General features: G+C 64.0%; 20 protein-coding genes and 1 tRNA gene. 2 read left to right on the forward strand and 19 right to left on the reverse strand.

What is annotated here, in order from left to right; translation table 11 throughout:
• Window positions 1-66 precede the first annotated feature (66 nt).
• The 10 genes from IB263_RS17680 to obgE form a co-directional block, all read right to left on the reverse strand.
• Window positions 67-588: an RNA pyrophosphohydrolase gene (locus tag IB263_RS17680; protein ID WP_090295277.1), complete on the reverse strand. Its 522-nt coding sequence runs from the start codon at window positions 586-588 to the stop codon at window positions 67-69.
• A gap of 52 nt (window positions 589-640) precedes the next feature.
• Window positions 641-1,855, reverse strand: a complete 1,215-nt coding sequence (locus tag IB263_RS17685) for a divergent polysaccharide deacetylase family protein (protein WP_192438775.1) — start codon at window positions 1,853-1,855, stop codon at window positions 641-643.
• A gap of 245 nt (window positions 1,856-2,100) precedes the next feature.
• Window positions 2,101-3,423: a S41 family peptidase gene (locus IB263_RS17690; protein WP_034802677.1), complete on the reverse strand. Its 1,323-nt coding sequence runs from the start codon at window positions 3,421-3,423 to the stop codon at window positions 2,101-2,103.
• A complete protein-coding gene (locus tag IB263_RS17695) occupies window positions 3,413-4,807 on the reverse strand; it encodes a murein hydrolase activator EnvC (RefSeq protein ID WP_060521429.1) in 1,395 nt (464 codons plus the stop codon). Before IB263_RS17695 ends, IB263_RS17690 begins: the two co-directional genes overlap by 11 nt.
• 159 nt (window positions 4,808-4,966) lie before the next feature.
• On the reverse strand, window positions 4,967-5,449 hold the full coding sequence (rlmH, locus tag IB263_RS17700) for a 23S rRNA (pseudouridine(1915)-N(3))-methyltransferase RlmH (protein ID WP_192438776.1): 483 nt from the start codon (window positions 5,447-5,449) through the stop codon (window positions 4,967-4,969).
• Window positions 5,450-5,712: 263 nt separating this feature from the next.
• Window positions 5,713-6,144, reverse strand: a complete 432-nt coding sequence (gene rsfS / locus IB263_RS17705) for a ribosome silencing factor (protein WP_034802667.1) — start codon at window positions 6,142-6,144, stop codon at window positions 5,713-5,715.
• A gap of 102 nt (window positions 6,145-6,246) precedes the next feature.
• Complete coding sequence (locus IB263_RS17710; RefSeq protein ID WP_113135856.1) at window positions 6,247-6,855, reverse strand: nicotinate-nucleotide adenylyltransferase; 609 nt, start codon at window positions 6,853-6,855, stop codon at window positions 6,247-6,249.
• A gap of 16 nt (window positions 6,856-6,871) precedes the next feature.
• Complete coding sequence (locus IB263_RS17715; RefSeq protein ID WP_192438777.1) at window positions 6,872-8,155, reverse strand: glutamate-5-semialdehyde dehydrogenase; 1,284 nt, start codon at window positions 8,153-8,155, stop codon at window positions 6,872-6,874.
• Complete coding sequence (gene proB / locus IB263_RS17720; RefSeq protein ID WP_060521426.1) at window positions 8,148-9,317, reverse strand: glutamate 5-kinase; 1,170 nt, start codon at window positions 9,315-9,317, stop codon at window positions 8,148-8,150. The genes IB263_RS17715 and proB overlap by 8 nt, the downstream gene beginning before the upstream one ends.
• Before the next feature lies 1 nt (window position 9,318).
• Window positions 9,319-10,341 carry a GTPase ObgE gene (gene obgE, locus IB263_RS17725; protein ID WP_060521425.1) on the reverse strand — a complete coding sequence of 341 codons (1,023 nt, stop codon included), beginning with the start codon at window positions 10,339-10,341 and terminating at the stop codon, window positions 9,319-9,321.
• Between the two features lie 135 nt (window positions 10,342-10,476).
• Here obgE and IB263_RS17730 point away from each other — a divergent pair, with 135 nt between their 5' ends.
• Window positions 10,477-11,337: an endonuclease/exonuclease/phosphatase family protein gene (locus tag IB263_RS17730; protein WP_113187436.1), complete on the forward strand. Its 861-nt coding sequence runs from the start codon at window positions 10,477-10,479 to the stop codon at window positions 11,335-11,337.
• Window positions 11,338-11,379: 42 nt separating this feature from the next.
• Here the strand turns inward: IB263_RS17730 and IB263_RS17735 are convergent, their stop codons facing one another.
• The 4 genes from IB263_RS17735 to rplU all read right to left on the reverse strand — a co-directional run bounded on the left by IB263_RS17735 (window position 11,380) and on the right by rplU (window position 13,397).
• Window positions 11,380-11,964, reverse strand: a complete 585-nt coding sequence (locus IB263_RS17735; protein WP_192438778.1) for a GNAT family N-acetyltransferase — start codon at window positions 11,962-11,964, stop codon at window positions 11,380-11,382.
• Entirely contained in the window at window positions 11,961-12,593 is a 633-nt protein-coding gene (locus IB263_RS17740) for a GNAT family N-acetyltransferase (protein ID WP_034802649.1), read from the reverse strand. The genes IB263_RS17735 and IB263_RS17740 overlap by 4 nt, the downstream gene beginning before the upstream one ends.
• A 126-nt stretch (window positions 12,594-12,719) precedes the next feature.
• Window positions 12,720-12,989 carry a 50S ribosomal protein L27 gene (rpmA, locus tag IB263_RS17745; protein WP_034802646.1) on the reverse strand — a complete coding sequence of 90 codons (270 nt, stop codon included), beginning with the start codon at window positions 12,987-12,989 and terminating at the stop codon, window positions 12,720-12,722.
• Between the two features lie 33 nt (window positions 12,990-13,022).
• Window positions 13,023-13,397, reverse strand: a complete 375-nt coding sequence (rplU, locus tag IB263_RS17750) for a 50S ribosomal protein L21 (RefSeq protein WP_034802644.1) — start codon at window positions 13,395-13,397, stop codon at window positions 13,023-13,025.
• Window positions 13,398-13,692: 295 nt separating this feature from the next.
• On the opposite strand from rplU, the gene IB263_RS17755 reads away from it, so the two are divergent.
• Window positions 13,693-13,782 (forward strand) — tRNA-Ser (locus tag IB263_RS17755).
• A 432-nt stretch (window positions 13,783-14,214) separates the two neighbouring features.
• Here IB263_RS17755 and IB263_RS17760 read toward each other — a convergent pair.
• From IB263_RS17760 to IB263_RS17780, 5 genes are all read right to left on the reverse strand, one after another.
• The gene (locus IB263_RS17760) at window positions 14,215-14,712 is read right to left on the reverse strand and encodes a hypothetical protein (RefSeq protein ID WP_034802641.1); all 498 of its coding nucleotides are present in this window, start codon (window positions 14,710-14,712) and stop codon (window positions 14,215-14,217) included.
• A gap of 92 nt (window positions 14,713-14,804) precedes the next feature.
• A complete protein-coding gene (locus IB263_RS17765) occupies window positions 14,805-15,911 on the reverse strand; it encodes a DUF937 domain-containing protein (RefSeq protein ID WP_192438779.1) in 1,107 nt (368 codons plus the stop codon).
• A gap of 430 nt (window positions 15,912-16,341) precedes the next feature.
• Window positions 16,342-18,018: a flotillin family protein gene (locus IB263_RS17770; RefSeq protein WP_034802635.1), complete on the reverse strand. Its 1,677-nt coding sequence runs from the start codon at window positions 18,016-18,018 to the stop codon at window positions 16,342-16,344.
• A gap of 33 nt (window positions 18,019-18,051) precedes the next feature.
• The gene (locus tag IB263_RS17775) at window positions 18,052-18,681 is read right to left on the reverse strand and encodes an OB-fold-containig protein (protein ID WP_034802632.1); all 630 of its coding nucleotides are present in this window, start codon (window positions 18,679-18,681) and stop codon (window positions 18,052-18,054) included.
• Between the two features lie 5 nt (window positions 18,682-18,686).
• Window positions 18,687-19,820 (reverse strand): PspA/IM30 family protein, encoded by a 1,134-nt coding sequence (locus IB263_RS17780; RefSeq protein ID WP_034802629.1) that lies wholly within the window; start codon window positions 19,818-19,820, stop codon window positions 18,687-18,689.
• Between the last annotated feature and the right edge of the window lie 114 nt (window positions 19,821-19,934).

A 19,934-nucleotide genomic window follows, 5' to 3' on the forward strand; every position in this document is an offset into this window, starting at 1 on the left:
AGCTTGCAAACACAAAGGCCGGCGATATCGCCGGCCTTTGTCGTTTCAGGAACGGGCAGGTCCGGTTCACGGCGCCAGATGCGTGAAAGCCGCAACCACTTCCTCGTAGACCTTGCGCTTGAACGGCACGATCAGCTCCGGCAGGTCGCGCATCGGCTTCCATTCCCAGGCGTCGAACTCCGGCTCGTGTCCGCCCGGCGGCGGGTTGATGGCGATCTCGTTTTCCTCGCCTTCAAAGCGGAAGGCATACCAGCGCTGCGTCTGGCCGCGATACTTGCCCTTGAGGCCGATACCGATCAGATGTTCGGGCAGGTCGTAGTTGATCCAGCCGGGCGCTTCGGCCAGCAGCGAGACGGTGCTCATGCCGGTCTCTTCGTAAAGCTCGCGATAGGCGGCCTTCAGCGGATCCTCTCCCTTGTCAATGCCGCCCTGCGGCATCTGCCATTGCTGCGGCGAGCCGTCATATTCGGAATTGCCGACGGCGATACGATGACCGGCCCAGACGAGGCCCGCCCGGTTCAGCACCATCACCCCGACACAGGGGCGATAGGGAAGGTCATCCGCCTTCAGTTTCTTGTCCTTGCTCATCGGCTGCCTCTTCTGTGCAAACGTTCATTGGTCCCGTGGGGACGGCTTTAAGCTAGTTCTGTTGCGGATCCTTGACGAGCGCGGAAACGCCGACGATCTCGATGCCGCGCCCCTGCGCTTCACCGATCCAGGAGGCGATCGCGCCGACGCTCTCGTCGAAGGCAGAAGCGACGCCAATGGCGGTACCGTTGCGGCGGGCGATGCGTTCGAGTTCATCAAGCTTCTTCAGGATCGCGTTGCGGCTGAGTTCGCTGTCGAGCGTCAGGTCGGCAAAGCCGTGCGGCACGTCGAAGGCGCCGGCAAGCTTGCCGGACAGGGACTGCGCCGAGGTGCCATCGTCGAGGAACAGCAGGCCGCGCCTGCCGAGATCGCGCATGACCGGCTCCAGCGCATCGGCATCGGACAGGAAGCGGCCGCCAAGATAATTCATGACGCCGGTATAATTGGTGATCTCGGCGAGGTTGCGGTGCAGTTCCGCGAGGTTCTTCTTTTCGCTGAGGCCGACGCGCAGCGCATTGGGGCCTGGATCGTTGGCCGGATAGTCGAACGGCTCCATCGGAAGCTGCAACAGGATCTCGTGGCCGCTGCGGCGCGCTTCCTGCATCCAGCGCTGCAGGCTGTTTCCAGCCGTCGCAAAGCCGAGCGTCACCTCGCCCGGCAGGTCGCGGATCGCCTTCTGGGTTCCCGTCTGACTGAGGCCGAGCCCGCCGACGACAAGTGCGATGCGTGTGCCGCGCGCGCCCGACCAGGGGCGCGCATATTGATCGAGCGGCCGCAGCCCGTCGGGGCCGATGATCGGCAGGCGTCCGGCGGGGCTTTCTTCCAGCAGGTCGTCATTGGGCATCGCCGCCATGCGCGGATCCTGGCCGCGGATCGGACCGACATTGATGAGCGCCGGTCCCTTGCCGTCGCGGCTGCGCGGCGAGAACGTCGTGACGGTGGAGCCGTCGTCGGTAAGCGTGCGCTCGACATCGGCGCCGGAATAGGCCGTTCCCGGTGCCATCGTTCCGGAGCCGACGCCCGTCTGGCCGCTGGCCGGGTTGGATGCCTTGTCGCCTGGGCTCTTCGCTTTCTCGGCCGTTACGACCGGCGATGCGGAATCACGCCGCAAACCGTCCGGCGAAAGCGTGTTCCAGGCGGAAAGGCCAATCACCGCGGCGATGCAAAGGCCGGCAAGAGAAAACCCGAGCGTTCGCTGGGGATTGCGCTTCGACACTGGCTTGGCCCGCCGATTCTGGCCGAGCGGAGCATTGAGATCAGTTCCCAAACGAAGCCTCGGTCGAGCTGTGGGATGTTGCCGCTAGAGCGAGGCCGGCGCCAGGACGCGTGCCGATCCTCTCCCGTCGCACGCCGTATGCCTTCGAAGAATCAGTGGCCGCGGCAGCGCTTGCTAACCCTATAATTTAGTGGCGAAGGCTTGACCAGTGCATCGGCCGGCCCAGTCATGGGGCCAAATGCGAAGCGCCGCATGTTCGGGTGAACATGCGGCGCTTCGTTTCGTGTCTGTGAGGCTTACTTCTTCAGCTGAGCCTGCTCGGGGCTCGCCGGGAAGGACGGGTCCGTCTTCTTGCCGCGCAGAAGGTCGAGCGCGTAGTTCAGCTGCAGGTCGTCCTTGGCTTCCGGCGGCACATAGGCGACCGAGCCGGAGCCTTCGTCGGTCTCGCTCTGGCCCTGGATGTGGCCGCGCAGATCGGACTCGCCCTGAGCCTCGACCTTGCCGAGCAGTTCCGGCGGCAGCGGCTGTTCGACCTTGATGTCGGGCGTAATGCCCGTGCCCTGGATCGATTTGCCTGACGGCGTGTAGTAGAGCGCCGTCGTCAGACGCAGCGCACCGGCTTCGCCGAGGGGGATGATCGTCTGGACCGAACCCTTGCCGAAGGAGCGCGTGCCGAGCACGGTCGCGCGCTTCAGGTCCTGCAGGGCACCGGCGACGATTTCCGAAGCGGAGGCCGAGCCGCCGTTGACCAGCACGACTACCGGCTTGCCATCGGTCAGATCGCCCGGCGTGGCGTTGAAGCGACGGGTCTCGTCCGGGTTGCGGCCGCGGGTCGAAACGACTTCGCCACGTTCCAGGAAGGCGTCGGAGACGTTGATCGCCTGGTCGAGCAGACCGCCCGGGTTGAGGCGCAGGTCGAGCACGTAGCCCTTCAGCTTGTCGGCCGGCACTTCCGCCTTGATCTTCTCGATGCCCTTCTTCAGGTCGTCATAGGTCTTTTCAGTGAAGGATATGACGCGCAGGTAGCCGACGTCGCCTTCGGTGCGGAACTTGACCGCACGAACGGCGATGACGTCGCGGACGATCGTCAGTTCGATCGGCTTGTCCGCGCCCTTGCGCAGGATCGTCAGCTTGATCGGGGTGCCGATGGCGCCGCGCATCTTTTCGACGGCGTCTTCGAGCTTCAGTCCGCGAACATCCGCACCGTCGATCTTGGAAATGAAGTCGCCGGCAAGCACGCCGGCGCGGGCCGCAGGTGTGTCGTCGATCGGGCTCGTGACCTTGACGAGGTCGTCTTCCATCGTCACTTCGATGCCGAGGCCGCCGAATTCACCGCGCGTCTGGGTGCGCATGTCCTCGGCATCGGTCGAGTTCATGTAGCTCGAATGCGGGTCGAGCGAGGAAAGCATGCCGTTGATCGCGTTCTCGATCAGCTTGTCGTCCTGCGGCGGCGTCACGTATTGCGCCCGCACGCGTTCGAACACGTCGCCGAAGATTGCCAGTTCGCGATAGGTCGAGGTGTTGGCAGCGACGGCCGGAACGACAGCCGAATAAACCACGCCCATCGCGGTCGCGCCCATCAGCGCCCCGACCAGAACAAGTGAAGCCCTACGTATCATTTCGCGCCTTTCCAACCTCTGCTGCGGTCCACCATGGTCGGGAATCAACCGGTTTTCCGTCTTTTCGGAATTCAATGTAAAGCGTCGGCCGGTCCGTTTCCAGCGCCAAGGCCGCAGCGCTCGCCACTCTTTTTGCGCCCATCGTCGCCAGCGGTTCTCCGGCGACGACGAACTGCCCAGTCTGAACGCTCACCTTCTCCATCCCCGAAAGCACGACGTGGTAGCCGTCGCCCGGGTTGAGAATGATCATCTGCCCATAACTGCGGAAATTGCCTGCATAGACGATCCAGCCATCTGACGGCGCAGTCACCAGCGCGCCGGGATTGGTTTCCAACATGATCCCTTGCAGGGAATGCCCCGTGCCGTCTGCATCGCCGAATTTGCGCAACAGCGATCCCGCGGCCGGATAGGCAAGCTTGTTCCTCAGCTCCGAAAACACATATGCGGGCGCAATGCGGTTTTTGTCAGGCACCGCATTGCGGGCGAGTTCCCGCGCCGCCTCGCGCTCTGCCTCGCTCATACGACGGCGTTCTTCCTCCTGCGCGCGCGCCGCTTCGGCAGCCTCGCGAACGGAGGAGATCTGGTCCTCGAGCGAGCCGATCAGGCCCTGGAGATTGGTCGCCTGCGAGGCCAGTTCCTGCGCCTTGCGCTGCTCGGCCGCAAGTTCGCTGGCGCTCGTCTGGCGCAGCTTTTCCTTTTCGGCAACCAGCATCGACATGCGGCGCTCTTCCTCGACATTGGCGGTCATTGCCGCAGTCAGGTCCTCGCGCTGCCGGTCGATGCCGGTGCGGATGTCGGCGAGCGCCTTGAGGTCGGCCACCAGGTTTTCGGTTTCCTTGCGCAGGCCGGGCACGACGGCGCCAAGCAGAATGGCGCTGCGCACGGAGCCGAGCGCATCCTCAGGCGTCACCAGGATCGCCGGCGGCGGGTTGCGTCCCATCCGCTGCAGGGCGGCGAGCACCTCGGCAAGCACGCCCCGGCGTGAGCGCAGCGAGCGACGGACCGTGTCTTCCTTGGTTCTAAGGTCGCTCAGCTTCTTCTCGCCATCGACGATCTGCTGTTCGAGATCCTGGCGTTTCTTTGCGGACTCGACGATTGCGGCGCGCAGCGTCTCGTTGGTCTTGTCGATTTCGGCAATGGTTTCCGTCAGCGCATTGGCGCGCTCCTGGGAAAGCGTGATCGTCTTGGAGAGCGCATCCAGTTCGCTGCGCGTACTGTTGCGGCGAAGCGTGAGGTCGGCGGCGGGGTCGGGCGGGCCCTGCTCCTGACCGGTCGCGGCGGCGGGCGGCGTGGCCTCCTGGGCGCTCGCCGGCAGGCCGATCGCAAGCGCAAGCGCAAAGGCCGCCGCAGTACGGGCAAGCCGTCCTGCGTCGTCTCTTCCCATGCCGAAAACGCTGGTCCTGCCTCGGGGCGTCATCCGTTGCGTGCGTCCATCCGAAAATATGAGGAAAAAACCTAATCTGATTTGGCGCGCACGACCAAGCATATTCTCGTTATCGCCGCGTGTACCGGGAGAGGTTGCCCGAAAAGCAGCCCCGCCGCTTCAGACCCGATGATAGGGGTGGCCGGAGAGAATGGTGACGGCCCGATAGAGCTGCTCGGCGATCAGGATGCGCACGAGCTGGTGCGGCCAGGTCATCTTTCCAAGGTTCAGCACCGCATCGGCGCGGGGATGAAGGCTCGGATCGAGACCATCGGCGCCACCGATCGCGATCATCAGGTCACGCTTGCCGCTGTCGCGGAACGTGCCGAGAAGCGATGAGAAGCCTTCCGAATCCAGCGCCTTGCCGCGTTCGTCCAAGAGCACGAGCAGACTGCCTTCGGCCAGTGCCTTTTCGAGCTGTGCGGCTTCCTCGCGCTTGCGCGTCTCGGCGTTCGAAGCACGACTTTCGTTGACTTCGACGACGCGGGAAAGCTCAAGCCCGATCGCCGGACCGGTCTTGGAGAAGCGATCGAGATAACGGGCCGCAAGATCCTTTTCCGGCCCCGCCTTGAGGCGGCCGACTGCGAAAAGTCCGATACGCATGACCTTGTCCGTCCTCGCTTGCGCTGCAACGCGCACTGCATAGTTCCTGAAATCGGGTCGATTCAAGGAGAATCTTATGCCGCATTCGTGGAGCCTTGCAGCGTCGTTGCGCGCCTTGTCCGGTTGACGGGCCTGCAGGTTACGATCAGTCGCAACAAATATCCGGCTGACAACGCCGCCCAAGGCGGCGCCAGCCCGTCACATTCATGCATGACCGCAACTCGGCTCGTCCGGCATTCAGCTGCGCGGCGACCCGGTCGGTCTCAATGCAAGGTGCCGTCCTCGATCTCGGGAGCCGCCCACATCTTCTCGATGTTGTAGAACTCCCGGATTTCCGGCCGGAAGATGTGAACGATCACATCACCGGTGTCGATCAGCACCCAGTCACCGCCTTCCAGACCTTCGACACGGGCATTGCCAAAGCCCCCGTCTTTCAGATCGGTCGTCAGGTGATCTGCAATGGCCATCACATGCCTGTTCGATCGCCCGGAGACAACGACCATGAAGTCTCCCAGCGCCGACTTTCCGGCAATGTTGATGCTGACGATGTCTTCTGCCTTCGAGTCCTCTAGGCTCTCGAGGACCAGTTGAAGCGCACGGACAGCGGCTTCGTCGCTAGATCCCGTGCTGCGCGGGAATGCGGTAACCGCATATCCCTTGGCGTGTGCTGTTGTCAGGGTCTTTCCTTTCCACATGAACAGAACAGGCACTTCCGATTCGAACAAAGATCGAACCGTCCATGAATGTAGGCATCAAACCGTAGCTGTTTCAAGACAGCAGAACTGAATCCCTGGAAATCATACTCCACCGGCGGCGCGAAGCGCCGTCGAACTCATCGATGAGCGCGGTCCATGGATGAAGGTCCAGGCAGGCGCGCGGTGGAAGGGGAGGCGCCGCGCGTCGTCCTCGTCGATGCGAGCATAGTCGAAGGTTTTCGCCATGCGCGAGGAGAGATAGGCGAGCGTCGAGCCCGGCCGATCGATGACGGCGATCGGGAAAGTGCGGGCGATCTTCTGCCAGTTCTGCCAGCGATGGAAGCTCTTCAGGTTGTCGGCGCCCATGATCCAGACGAAGCGAATGTCGCGGTTTCGCGCCTGCACGATTTCGAGCGTGCGGGCGGTATAGCTCTGCCCCAGAGCCCTCTCGAACGCCGTCACCTTGATGCGCGGGTTGTGCGCGATCGCTTCGCTCATGGCGATGCGGTCGGCAAGCGGCGCCAGATTGTTGTGGTCCTTCAGCGGATTTCCGGGGGTCACCATCCACCAGAGTTGGTCGAGCCCGAGCCGTTGGATCGCCGTGTCGGCAACGAGCACATGGCCTTCATGCGGCGGGTTGAAGGACCCGCCGAAGAGGCCCACCACCATGCCGGCTTCGACATGGGGCATGCGCAGGTAGCGGGCGTTCACCCTGCCTGCCGTCACCTCAGGGCCTGACCTGTCCAGCACCACGCACCCGATACTTGAAAGAGGTCAGCTGTTCGACGCCGACCGGTCCGCGCGCATGCATCTTGCCCGTGGCGATGCCGATTTCACCGCCCATGCCGAATTCGCCGCCATCGGCAAACTGGGTCGAGGCGTTATGCAGCAAGATCGCGGAATCGATCTCCGAGAAGAAACGCTCGACGACCTCGGGATCCTCAGCGATGACGGCCTCCGTGTGGGCCGACGACCAGGTGCCGATGTGCTCGATCGCACCGGAGATCCCGTCGACCAGCTTCACCGAGATGATGGCGTCGAGATATTCCGTTGCCCAATCCTCGTCGGTCGCTTCCTTCAGGCCGTCGACCGCGCCTGAGAGCTCGTCGGAGACGCGTACTTCGCAGCCCGCTGACAGCAGGGCGTTCAGCAGCGGCTTGACCAGTCGGTCGGCATCGTTGCGGTCGATCAGCAGTGTTTCGGCAGCACCGCAGATGCCGGTGCGGCGCATCTTGGCGTTGACGACGATCTTTTCCGCCATGACTAGATCGGCAGAGGCATCGACATAGATGTGGCAGAGGCCTTCGAGATGGGCAAAGACCGGCACGCGCGCTTCGTTCTGCACCCGGGCGACGAGGCTCTTGCCACCGCGCGGTACAATCACATCAATCGTGCCGCCAAGACCCGAGAGCATGGCGCCGACGGCCGCGCGGTCAGAGACCGGCACCATCTGGATCGCATGTTCCGGCAGGCCGGCGGCCTTCAGCCCTTCGACGAGGCAGGCATGGATCCCGCCGGAGGAATGGAAGCTGTCGGAGCCGCCGCGCAGGATCACGGCGTTGCCGGCCTTGAGGCACAGCGCGCCGGCATCAGCCGTCACGTTCGGCCGGCTTTCATAGATGACGCCAATGACGCCGAGCGGCGTACGCACGCGCTCGATGTGCAGGCCGTTCGGCCGGTCCCATTCGGCAATGATGTCACCGACCGGATCCTTGAACTCGGCAATCGCGCGAATGCCGTTTGCCATGTCGCGGATGCGGCCTTCGCTCAGCGTCAGGCGGTCGATGAAAGAGGCGGCGACGCCGCCTTCGCGGGCGTTTTCAAGGTCGATCGCATTGGCCGAGAGGATCTCGTCCGTGCGGGCGACGATCGCATCGGCCATGGCGATCAGGGCGGCGTGCTTGCGTTCGGCGCTGGCGATGGCAAGCGGTCGGCTGGCGGCCTTGGCGTTGCGGCCGATCTCCAGCATGACGGTCTCGACGTCGCCCTTGTTTTTCACCTCGTCAAGCATGGACTTCATCCTTCCGGCTGCCCTCGGCCTCAGCGCGTTTTCCGGTCATCACCATATCGTCGCGGTGCACCATGGCGGCGCGGCCGGCATAGCCGAGGATCGCGGCGATCTCGGCCGATTTCTTGCCGGCGATCTGGCGGGCTTCGTCGGCATCGTAGCCGGCAAGACCACGGGCGATCTCGCGGCCGGAGGTGCCGAGAATGGCGATGGTGTCACCGCGGCTGAAGCTGCCCGTCACGTCACGGACGCCGGCCGGCAGCAGGCTCTTGCCCGAGCGCAGCGCCTCTTCGGCACCGGCATCGACGGCAAGCGTTCCGGCCGGCAGCAATTGCCCGGCAATCCAGGTCTTGCGCGCGGTCACCGGCGAGCCTGATGGTGCGAACCAGGACGAACGGGCACCGTCCTCGATCGCCGCCAGCGGATGGTTCGGCTTGCCTGAGGCGATGATCATGGCGCAGCCGGCGGTCGTGGCGATCTTGCCGGCATCGATCTTGGTGCGCATGCCACCGCGCGAAAGCTCGGATGCCGCACCCCCGGCCATGGCCTCGATCTCAGGGGTGATCTCTGCGATCGTTTCGAGGAAGCGGGCGTTCGGGTCGAGATGCGGCGGGGCCGTGTAGAGCCCATCGATATCGGAGAGCAGCACCAGCAAATCGGCGCCGACCATGGTGGCGACGCGGGCGGCGAGGCGATCGTTGTCGCCATAGCGGATTTCTGTGGTCGCGACCGTATCGTTCTCGTTGATGATCGGCACGGCGCCGAGCTTCAGCAGCTGGTTGATGGTGGCGCGGGCGTTCAAGTAGCGGCGGCGCTCTTCCGTGTCGCCGAGTGTCAGCAGCACCTGTCCGGCGACGATGGCATCGGTCGAAAGGCTCTCCGACCAGGCGCGCGCGAGCGCAATCTGGCCGACGGCGGCGGCCGCCTGGCTCTCTTCGAGCTTCAGGGCACCTGCCGGCAGGTTGAGCACGGTACGGCCGAGCGCGATCGCGCCCGAGGAGACGACGAGCACTTCGACGCCCTTGGCCTTGAGGCCGGCAATGTCGGCGCACATGGCGTCAAGCCAGGCCTTCTTCAGCCCGGTGGCGCGGTCGACCAGCAATGCCGACCCGATCTTGATGACGACCCGGCGATACTTCAAAAGCGGCTTGCGGGTCTTGGTCATCTCAGAGGTTCTCCTCGCCATAGCCTTCACCGGCCTTGGCGGCGACGATGACGCTGCGCAACGCTCGCAGCGCTTCGGTCATGCCCTTGCCGACGGCGGCAGAGAGCAGCAGGGGCTGCTCGCCGCAGGCCTTGGCCAGCGCCTTGGCTTTCACCTTCAGCTCGTCCTCGTCGAGCACGTCGATCTGCGACAGCGCGACGATCTGCGGCTTGTCTTCCAGCCCGCCGCCGTAGGCTTCGAGCTCGTGCCTGACCGTCTTATAGGCCTTGGCGACATCTTCCTCCTGGGCGGAGACGAGGTGCAGCAGCACGCGCGTGCGCTCGACATGGCCGAGGAAGCGGTCGCCGATGCCCACACCTTCATGCGCACCTTCGATCAGGCCGGGAATGTCGGCGATAATGAACTCGTTGCCGTCGATGGTGGCGACGCCGAGATTGGGATGCAGCGTCGTGAACGGATAGTTGGCGATCTTCGGGCGAGCGCGCGTGCAGGCGGCAAGGAAGGTCGACTTGCCGGCATTCGGCAGACCGACGAGACCGGCATCGGCGATCAGCTTCAGCCGCAGCCAGAGCGTCTTCTCGTCGCCCTCGAGACCGGGGTTGGCCCAGTTCGGCGCCTGGTTGGTCGCGGACTTGAAGCGGGCGTTGCCGAAGCCGCCATTGCCGCCGGCGGCCAGCCGATAGCGCTGTCCCTCGGCGACCATGTCGACGATCAGCGTCTCGTTGTCTTCCTCGAAGATCTGGGTGCCGACCGGGACCTTCAGCGTCACGTCGTCGCCGCCGGCGCCGGTGCGGTTGCGGCCCATGCCGTGCTGGCCGGTCTTGGCCTTGAAGTGCTGTTGGTAGCGGAAGTCGATGAGCGTGTTCAGGCCGTTGACGGCCTCCACCCAGACGTCTCCGCCACGGCCGCCGTCGCCGCCGTCCGGTCCGCCGAACTCGATGAACTTCTCGCGCCGGAACGAGACGGCGCCTGCGCCACCGTCGCCGGAGCGGATATAGACTTTCGTTTCGTCGAGAAATTTCATTGGGCTGCCATCTGTTCGGTGTAAGTGCGCGGTCTTAGAAAGTGTTACAGCGACCTTTGCAGGTCCTAAAGGATGCGCGGCGCTGTAATTTGCCGCCATCGATATAGGCGGTTTATTCGGAGGTCAAAGAATATCGTGCGGTTCGTTAGCTACAACATCCAATACGGCATCGGCCTCGACGGCCGCTTCGATCCCGAGCGTATCGCCGCCTCGATCGGGGACGCCGACATCATCGCGCTTCAGGAAGTGACGCGCGGCTTCCACCGCAACGGCCATGTCGATCTCGTCACCCGCTTCGAAAAGCTGTTTCCTGGCCATTTCGCGGCCTTCCACGCGCCTTGCGACATCGACATCGGTTCGGCGATCGAGGATGGACGCGCCGTCAGCCGACGCTTCCAGTTCGGCAACATGATCCTGTCGCGCTGGCCGATCCTTGCCACCCGGCTCATCCCCTTGCCGCGCACCCGCACGATCAGCCCGATGAACCTGCAGCGCGGGGCGACGGAAGCGCTGATCGCAACGCCCGCCGGTCCGCTCCGGGTCTATTCCGTGCATCTCGATCATGTGCTGCCGGCCGAGCGTATTGCCCAGATCCGTTATCTCAAGGAGCGGCTGCTCGGTTATCCGCTCGAAGGCGGCGCGATCACCGGGGCGGCCGATTTCGGCATGGCCGAGCCGCCGCATCCGGAGGACTTCGTCGTCATGGGCGATTTCAACATGGAGCCGGAGACGCCGGAATACTGCGCGATGACGGGCTCGCGCGACGCCTTCTACGGCCGTTCGCTGCGGCTTGAGAATCCGGTCGATGCGCTTGCCCATCTCGGCCGCCTGACGCCTGAAAGCTATAGCTGGATCCATCCCGAAAACCCCGAAAAACGCATGCATCTCGACTATTGTTTCTTGAGCGCCGGCCTTGCGTCTCGTCTCATCGATGCCTGGACCGACTATGAGGCCAAGGGTTCCGACCACCTGCCTGTCGGTTTCACGCTAGCATGACAAAAAAGTCCCCGCGAAGCCCGAGCTTCGCGGGGATGTTCTCTAGTGCGGTCGGCGCAGATCGGCGGCGGTCAGCCGCGTCTCGATATGGGCGACCATGGCGTTGCGCGCGAGCGCATAGACCTGGGCGCAGCCGGTGATCTGGAAGCCGATCTTCTCCTGCACCTTCAGCGATCCCGGATTGTCGGCAAAGACGCCGGAATGCAGGGTCGTTTCGGGCATGCGGCGGAAGAAGCGCTCGACCGCCGCATAGGCAGCCTCCGAGGCAAAGCCCTTGCCCCAGTAGAAGCGGTTCAGCCAGTAGCCGACATGCCATTGGCCGTGGCGGAGCTCGATGCCGACGCAGCCGATGTGCACGTCGTCACCGGTGGTGACGGCGAAGGTCCAGTCGGGCGTCAGCCCTGAAGTCTGCGCCGTCAGCCAGTCGAGCGCGTCCTGCTGATCGTAGGGCGCGGGAACGCGCGCCAGCATGCGCGCCACCTGGAAATCGCCGAGCGACTGGGCGATCGCCTCGGCGTCGTTTCGCCGATGCGGGCGCAGGACCAGGCGCTTGGTCTCGATGACCGGGCAGGGGCCGGGACCGGGGCGGGAAACGATCCGCTGGCGTTCGGAAGCGAGCGCGTTCATCGCATGCCTCCCCAGCTTCTCAAGGAGACCCAGGTCTTACGGTCGAGCCGGTACCATTCGACGGCGATCGAGCCGCCGAGCGCCAGGCTGCCGACCATGCCGCTGCCCTGGAACTGGAAACCGCACTTCTGGATGACCCGGCGCGATGCCAAGTTCATGACCCGGCAGCGCGCATCGATCTGGTCGATGTCGCGGGTGCGGAAGGCCATGTCGGTCAGGACCTGGGCGGCCTCGGTGGCATAGCCCTGGTTCCAATAGGGCTCGCCCAGCCAATAGCCGAGCTCCGCCGTCTTGCCATCGGGATGCGGCTCGATACCGCAACAACCGAGAAATGCGCCATTGTCCGCTTTGGTAATCGCATAGACGCACTTGCCAATCGTGCCGGCTTTCGCGCGTCGCACGAAGTCGGCGGCATCGGCCGTCGTATACGGGTGCGGCATGCGCGAAACCATGGTCGCGACATTGGCATTGTTGGCAAGATGGGCAAGGGCGTCGATATCGTCTTCATGGGGCGCGCGCAGAACGAGCCGGGGTGACAACAATATCGGGCAATCGGTCCTTGACCGTTGGGGCCTCAGCCTCTGCTCGGGAGACCGGGATTGGTCTTCCCTCAACAACTCGGTTTGCATGGTTTCCTCCAGAAACGAAAAAGGGGAGTTGGGTATTGCCCCATCTCCCCTTTGAAGTCTGGCTTGGAACCATCAGGTGCGTCAGCCGGGTCGATGAGACGCCGGCTGTTTTAGAGCGCTACCGGCTTATTCCGCTGCTTCGGCTTTCGGCATTACAGACACGTACACGCGGCCATTGGCCTTCGTACGGAAGTCCACGTTGCCGGCCGTAAGTGCAAAAATCGTGTGGTCCTTACCGAGGCCGACATTGGCGCCCGGATGCCACTTCGTACCGCGCTGGCGCACGATAATGTTGCCTGCAATGACGTTCTCGCCGCCGAACTTCTTCACGCCAAGGCGCTTGGACTCAGAATCGCGACCGTTACGCGACGAACCGCCAGCTTTTTTGTGTGCCATTGGTGTTCTCCTTTAAACCTTAGATCCCTGAACTCAGTTTGCAGCGGCTTCAGCGGCAGCTTCAGACTTCTTCGAAGCCTTCTTTGCCTTGCCACCGGCAGCAGCGATGTCCAGGATGCGGACGGTCGTCTGGTGCTGGCGGTGACCGCGCGAGCGCTTGGAGTTCTGGCGGCGACGCTTCTTGAAGGCGATGACCTTCTTGGCGCGACCCTGCTCAACAACTTCAGCGCTGACAACGGCGCCTTCGACAAACGGAGCACCGATGGTTGCATCGGCGCCAACGCCGACCATCAGGATCTCGGTGAATTCGATCTTGTCGCCTGCAACGCCTTCCAGCTTTTCGATGGTGAGGACGTCGTTGGCGGCCACGCGGTACTGCTTACCGCCGGTCTTGATGACTGCGAACATTTTTTATCCTTTCATGTTCGATCCGGCTCTCTGCCCGAAGACAAGGCCGTCTTTTTCTCAGTCGACAGTTGAGTGGATCTCCTTTTCGGATATCCACCGGTGAAAGGGCGCAAATCGCACCCGCTGCGGTGAAGCTAGGCCACACCACTTCATTGCGCGGATTACAAGGATTTGCACAGGCGTGTCAAGGCGAAAGCAACGAGGCCGTTACATATTCTTCAAACAAGGCCCTTGCCAGCACCCGAATCTGCCGCTATGAACCCGACCGCGCCGAACAAGCGCCGACCAGCAAAGCGGAGAGGTGGCTGAGTGGTCGAAAGCACCGCACTCGAAATGCGGCGTACGGGCAACCGTACCGTGGGTTCGAATCCCACCCTCTCCGCCATAATCTATCTCACCGCCATGTGCTATGCGAAGCAGCCCGAACCAGGGCAGTTCACGCAAGCTTCCGGGGTTCGTTGTTTAAACGCGCGTCTCTATCAACTCGACTTCGGCGTCCAGGAAACAAAATCGCCAGCAGGCTCGATATCTGTTTCAGGATGGGGGCGGGGACGTTCCTGTTGTGTCGGGGGCGGGGCGATCGATCGTTCTCCTTGCGGCCAGCGGTCATCCGGCGCTTCCGATAGCCCGCCCTGATATTGCGATCGCGGGTCGTGCGCCGCGTCAAAGGGTGACCCATCTGACAACGATGTCGCGGCGTTGTCGCCAGCGATTGCGGTTTGCCGAACTATAGCCATCGATGCCGTTGCGAACCGGGCAAGGGCGTCGGCGGCCGGGCTGACGGCACGTTCGTGCTTCCGCGGCGAAACGCAGCTGCCTAGGCGACTTTCAGCGCCGCGGAAATTTCCGACAAGGTGGCCTTCTCAGCATCGCTGACAGCGACGCCGCCGAAGCCCAGGAAGCCGCCTTCCTTGGCGGCTTCCGCCACCTTCTGGCTGATCTGGTATAGCCATGTGCTGAAGGCTGCGACATCACCCTGCGCCTTGGTCTCGACGAGTGTCCGGGCCTGATTCAGCGTTTCAATGCACCTGGCCTTCATGTCCTCCGGCTTGGCACCCTTGAGTTTCGTCTGCAGCCCATCGCGAGCGGCGGTCCGGCCCTCCGAGGTTTCGAAGTCGGCGACCAGCGCCTTGACGAGCGGGCTTGCTGCTGCATCGGCTTTTGCCTGCAGAAGTGCGCTGCTGTTGGCGATGCCTTCCTTCATCATCCCCCAGAGGCCGCTCGGCTCCGCGGCCGTCACGGCAATGCCGGCCATCATCACGCTCTCCAGGAGCAGCGTCCATTCTTCCGGGGTGAATGTCGATTTGTCGGCCATGGCCGTCTTCCTTCCTATCCGGTTTCGTCGATGACAATCGCCAACGGTCCGTGCGGAATGCAGGGCCGGCAGCTCATGCTTGGGCTGGTTCTTCAGGTCGCCAGTGAGGCGAGCTTGGTCTTCAATGCATCGATTGCGGGTTTCACGATGTCGGAAGCGCCGGGTATCGCCAGCACCTTGTCGAAAAGCCCGTTGAGCGTTGGCATCATCGGCCCGACGAGCGCGGAAAGGGCTGCCTTCTGTTCGGCAGACAGTTGCCCGGTGGCGCCCGTGACTTTGTCGAGCCCGGCTGAAATCTCCTCCAGTTTCGGCAGGGCGGCCGTGGCCGAGGCGGCGTCCGTGACACCGGTCAGCGTTGTCTGCAGGCTCGCCATGCTGTCCTGGACCTGCCGGCCGATGTCGACCCCGCCGACCGTCAAGCTTTGCCCCGCCGTGCCAGCCTGTGGCGCGACCTCTCCGCTCGGTCTGCCGAACAGATAGAAGAGCACGGCTGCAAGCGCGAGCACGGCAATCACCCAGTAGAGCCAGTTGCGCGACCCGGACGGCGTCGCCGCCTCGGCTGCGCGCTGACCGGCTCCACCGACGGACGAAGCCGCTGTCGCGGCGCTGCGGGCGACCTGGCTCGCCGAGGCCGCGGCAGACTGTGCCGAAGCGCCGAGCCCGCCGAGCAAGCCTGTTCCGCCAAGCAGTTCTCTTGCGCCGGAGGGCAGGGCGGCCGCGATGTTGTCCTTCTGGCTCGCGAGCAGTCCGGCAATGCCATTGGCGCTGAGATCGCCGCCGCTCTGCCGGGCAAGGCCACCCAGCACGAGGGGAGCAAGCGTCGCCAGCAACGAACCGCTCGCCCGCGGGTCCATGCCGGAGATCCCGCCGATGGCGCTTGCCAGCGCACTGCCGTCCTTTGCCCCGAAGATTGACGAAATGATCTGTGACCCGTTCTGGCTAAGCGTCGCCTGATCGCCTCCCTGAAGCATCCCGATGAGACTGTCGAGCGATCCGCCTTGTTGACTGGCGGTATCGGCGATCTTCTGCGCCCCGCCCGGTTGCGCGGCGACACCCGTCAGTCCCGCCAGCACCGCGGGAATGGCGGCGCTGACGGCGCCCTGCACCTTGCTGCTGTCGAGCCCGAGCGCCGAAGCGATGCGTGCGATCATGTCAGGGGTAAGCATCTGCGCGATATACGAAACAAGATTGCTGGCCATTGGCTTTTCCTCCACGTTGATGTCGTCGGACATCGACGGCGCTCATGGAGCGGTCGTCCGACGGCGCGGCAATTGGCTGCAAGCAATTCGCGTTTATCTGATTGTCGGTCGCGAGGCGGGTTCCTCTGGAACCTTCGGCCCAAAAATATTAGCACTTGTGGATGTAAATGGCCAGTTCTCGGCAACTTGCGGAAACGGCAGAACGTGGCGCATTGAACACGCGCGCTAGTGCGCCAGCATGTTGAGCGGCCCGTGACCCGGCAGCCGAGGCAGGAGGGAAGCAGGCGGACCGTCGGCCGCAGGGCCGGTTTAAGGGTCGCGACGACAGCGCCGCAGGATGCTTGCGGTCACGCGCGGGCCGGCCTGACCTGATGCCCGCACCCATAGTCTGATCCCCAGCCGCGAGGCCAGGGATCCCGTCGGTTTCGCGTTACTTCTTCGGCGATTTCTCCGCCGGCGACGGTGCCGCCTGCAGGTTGCCGAGCAGCGACGAGATCGCATTTTCGCCGTTGAAGCCTGCTTCCTTCAGCAGTTGGTCGACGATCGGCTTGTTGGCCTGGTAGGACAGGAGCTGGCCCGCCAACCCGTCGCCAAGGCCGATGCCGTTGGCAGCACCGTCGCCGCCGCCGTTGCGGCCGAGCATGCCGCCGGTGTCGAAGATGCGGATGTCGGAGATCTTCTCGATCGGCTTGACCGCTTCTGCCAGCGCTTCGGGAATGATGCGGATGCGTTCGCGCAGGATCTCGAATTCAATGATGGCGGAGCTCAGCTTGTTGCGGGCCTCGTTGAGCAGCGCCTCGCTCTCGGCTGCGGCCTTGCCGGTTTCGAGCACGCCCTTCGCCTTGATGATCGCGGCGTCGGCCTCGGCGGTGGCAAGCGTCTTGATCGCATCGGCCTGGTCGAGGGCCGCCTGCTTTTCGGCTTCGGCGCCGACGGTCACGGCGGTCGCTTCGGTTTCGGCGTTCTTGCGGGCGTCGATGACGGCGATCTGGCGTTCGCGTTCGGCGATTTCCACGGCCTTTGCCGTCTCCACCTTTTCTTCCGCGGCGATGGCGAGCGCGCGGGCGGTTTCAGCCTGGGCCTTCGCCTCGGACTCTTCCCGGCTCTTGTTGGCAACCGCGATGGCGCTTTCCTGCGAAACGATCTGCAGGTCGCGGCGGGCTTCCGTGTCGCGCTGCTGCACGGCGCGGGTGGCGTCGATGTTGGCGCTTTCACGCGCCTGCTTGGCAAGCGCCTCGCGTTCGGCGATCGCCTGCTCGGCGGCGATGCGAGCTTCTTCCTCGGCGCGCTTGGCCGCCTGTTCCTGCTGCGCGGTTTCGGCGCGGGTGGCGGCCGACTTGTTGGCGATGTCGCGTTCCTGGTTCAGCTCCGCCTCGCGCTTGGTGCGCTCGATCGTCAGCGATTGCTGGCGGGCTTCCAGATCCTTCTGGGCGATCGCGACTTCGGTATCGCGCACGATCTCGTTGCGCTCCTTCTTGCGGCCCTCGGTAATGCGGGTCAGCGCCGCAAGACCATGCGCGTCGAAGAAGTTGTTGGCGTTGAAGTGCTTGATATCCGTCTGGTCGAGACGGGTCAGCGAAACGGATTCGAGTTCGAGACCGTTCGACTGCAGGTCGGCGCCGACCGCTTCCTGCACCGCCTTGACGAAATCCATGCGCTGTTCCTGCAGCGCGTCGAGGCTCATGGTGGCGGCGACCGAGCGCAGACCGTCGACGAACTTGGCCTCGATCAGCACGCGCAGCTGTTCGGCATCGTTGGTACGGTCGCCGAGTGTCTGGGCTGCAAGCGCGATCGAGGAGGCATCGGGCTTCACGCGGACATAGAATTCCGCGCCGATATCGACGCGCATGCGGTCCTTGGTGATCAGCGCGTCGCCTTCGCCACGACGGACTTCAAGGCGCAGCGTCTTCAGGTTGACGCGGGCGATCGAGTGGAAGATCGGCAGCACGATGGAGCCGCCGTCGAGGACCACCTTCTGGCCGCCAAGGCCCGTGCGCACATAGGCTTCGTCGCGGCTCGAGCGGGTATAGAGCGATGCAAGAACAAAGCCGATGCCGAGGATCAGGACGATGCCGATGCCGGCCGGCACCAAGAGTTCATAAAACATGGTTGCTCCGTGAGACTTTAAGACGTGGGAATTTTAAGGATTGGGCGGCGTCAGCAGGTCTGCCGGCGCCGATATCGCAATGAAAATGTTGGAAACGCGATCGACGACGAGCACCTGCGCGCCGATGGCGATCGGTTGCTCGTTGCGGGCGGCGCGCGCGCGCAGCACATGCCAGTTGCCGTGGCGATCCTTGAGGCGGATGCGTCCCGGCAGGCCCTGGTCCAGTGGGCCGACGGTGACTTCGCCGCTGCGGCCGACGAAATCGCCGAGATCGACGGCATAGCTTTCGTCACGCGGCACGATCTTTGCCACCCATCGGCTCGACATCCGAACTGCGGGCAGCGAGACGGCGAGTGCCGGTAGCGCCGCGACAAGGGCAGGCAGCGGCACCCACAGGGCCCCGGCCACCGCCTGGATGACAAAACCGATCATCGCGAAGAGGCCGAGGAAAAGCATCAGCAGCACGAGCAGCGGTACGCCGCCGACATTGAACCAGGACATCAGCCCGCCCAATGCGTTGTGGTCGTCCAGCCAGGCCTTGTCGATCGCCTCACCCAGTGAGAAGCCGAGCAGCAGGCAGAGGAGCTCGATGCCGGTGAAGGCGGCCAACATCACCGCCGCAACCGCGAAGGGTAGGGATTCCGGGGCGAGGAAGAACAGCATCGGCGTCAGTGCTGCTTTGCCTTGAGTGCGGCCAGTCTCGCGTCGATCGCCCGATCGCGATGCAGGCGGTCGAGTTCGTCCAGCTCGGCGCTGTTGCCGTGTTCTCCGCCCGGTACGCCCGTGGCGCGGGAGACGGCGGCAGCGGCGCGGGCGGCACCGTCCACCGGGCTGGGCTTCGCCAAGCCCGAAACCTTGCTCTCGGGGAACTGGGCGATGCTGCGCTTGAGATCGGCGAGCCGCGCCTCGGCCTCGCGGCGGGTGGCAAGCACCGCCTGCAGCGCCTGCTGGCCCTCTTCGAGATCGGTGCGGGCGCCGGCGAGCGCCTTGTCCAGGGCGGCGAGCTGCGATTCCAGGTCGATCTGGCGGGCGACGCCGGCCTTGGCAAGGTCTTCCCGGGCGGCAGAGATGGCGGTGCTGATCTTTTCGTCCAGCTTTTCGAGATCGGCGCCGATTTCGTCGCGGCGGCTGAGGATGCGATACTCCTCGGCGCGTGCCTGGCCGATATCGACCCGGGCCTCTTCAGCCGCCGCGTCGATTTCGCGGAGTGCCTGTTCGACGATCACGATCTTGTTGCTGCCTTCCGCCTTGTCGACGGCGGCATTGGCGAGACCGGCGATCAAGCGGCCCATACGGGATAGGATGCCTTCATTCGTCATCATTTTCTTCTCCGTTCGGTCGGAATGCGTGGTGACGCCAATGTGGATCTGATAGCCGCCGTGCTGTGCAACGAGCTGGGCGGCGAAGATATTCAGAGTGCCCGGCGAATAGCCGGCGACGTCGTATGGGATCGCGACGCGACCACGCACGGTGGCGACGGTCAGATCCGACGGTCCCTTGATTGCGAAAAGCTTGTCGTCCAGCGGCAGCCTTTCGGCATTGGCCTGCTGTCCGCGGTTTGCCGCGAAGTCACGCAGTCCAAGCGTGACCATGCGCGCCGGAAGCCCGGTGCGCTCCCGGACCGTTTCGTAGGCAAGTTCATGCAACGTTACGAGATTGGCGCCCGCCTTTTCGCCGGCGAGTTCATCGAGCATCGCCAGCATGTCGCCGTAGGCAACGAAGGTTTCTTCCAGCGCACGTCTGGCCTCCGCGTCCGGCGCGAGATCGTAGTACAAGATCGACGTGTGGTTGCCCTGAGCCATGAGCAATAACATAAAGCACCACTTTCGTGCTTTCAAGGATTGGCTCAGGTTTAAGTTGCAATATTCTTCTGCTGAACGCACTCAACGGTCGCGCGCCGGCAATGCGGGTTGCAG

Origin of the sequence: Ensifer sp. ENS03 (assembly GCF_014852035.1) — a bacterium.
In the GTDB taxonomy this organism is placed as follows: domain Bacteria; phylum Pseudomonadota; class Alphaproteobacteria; order Rhizobiales; family Rhizobiaceae; genus Ensifer; species Ensifer adhaerens.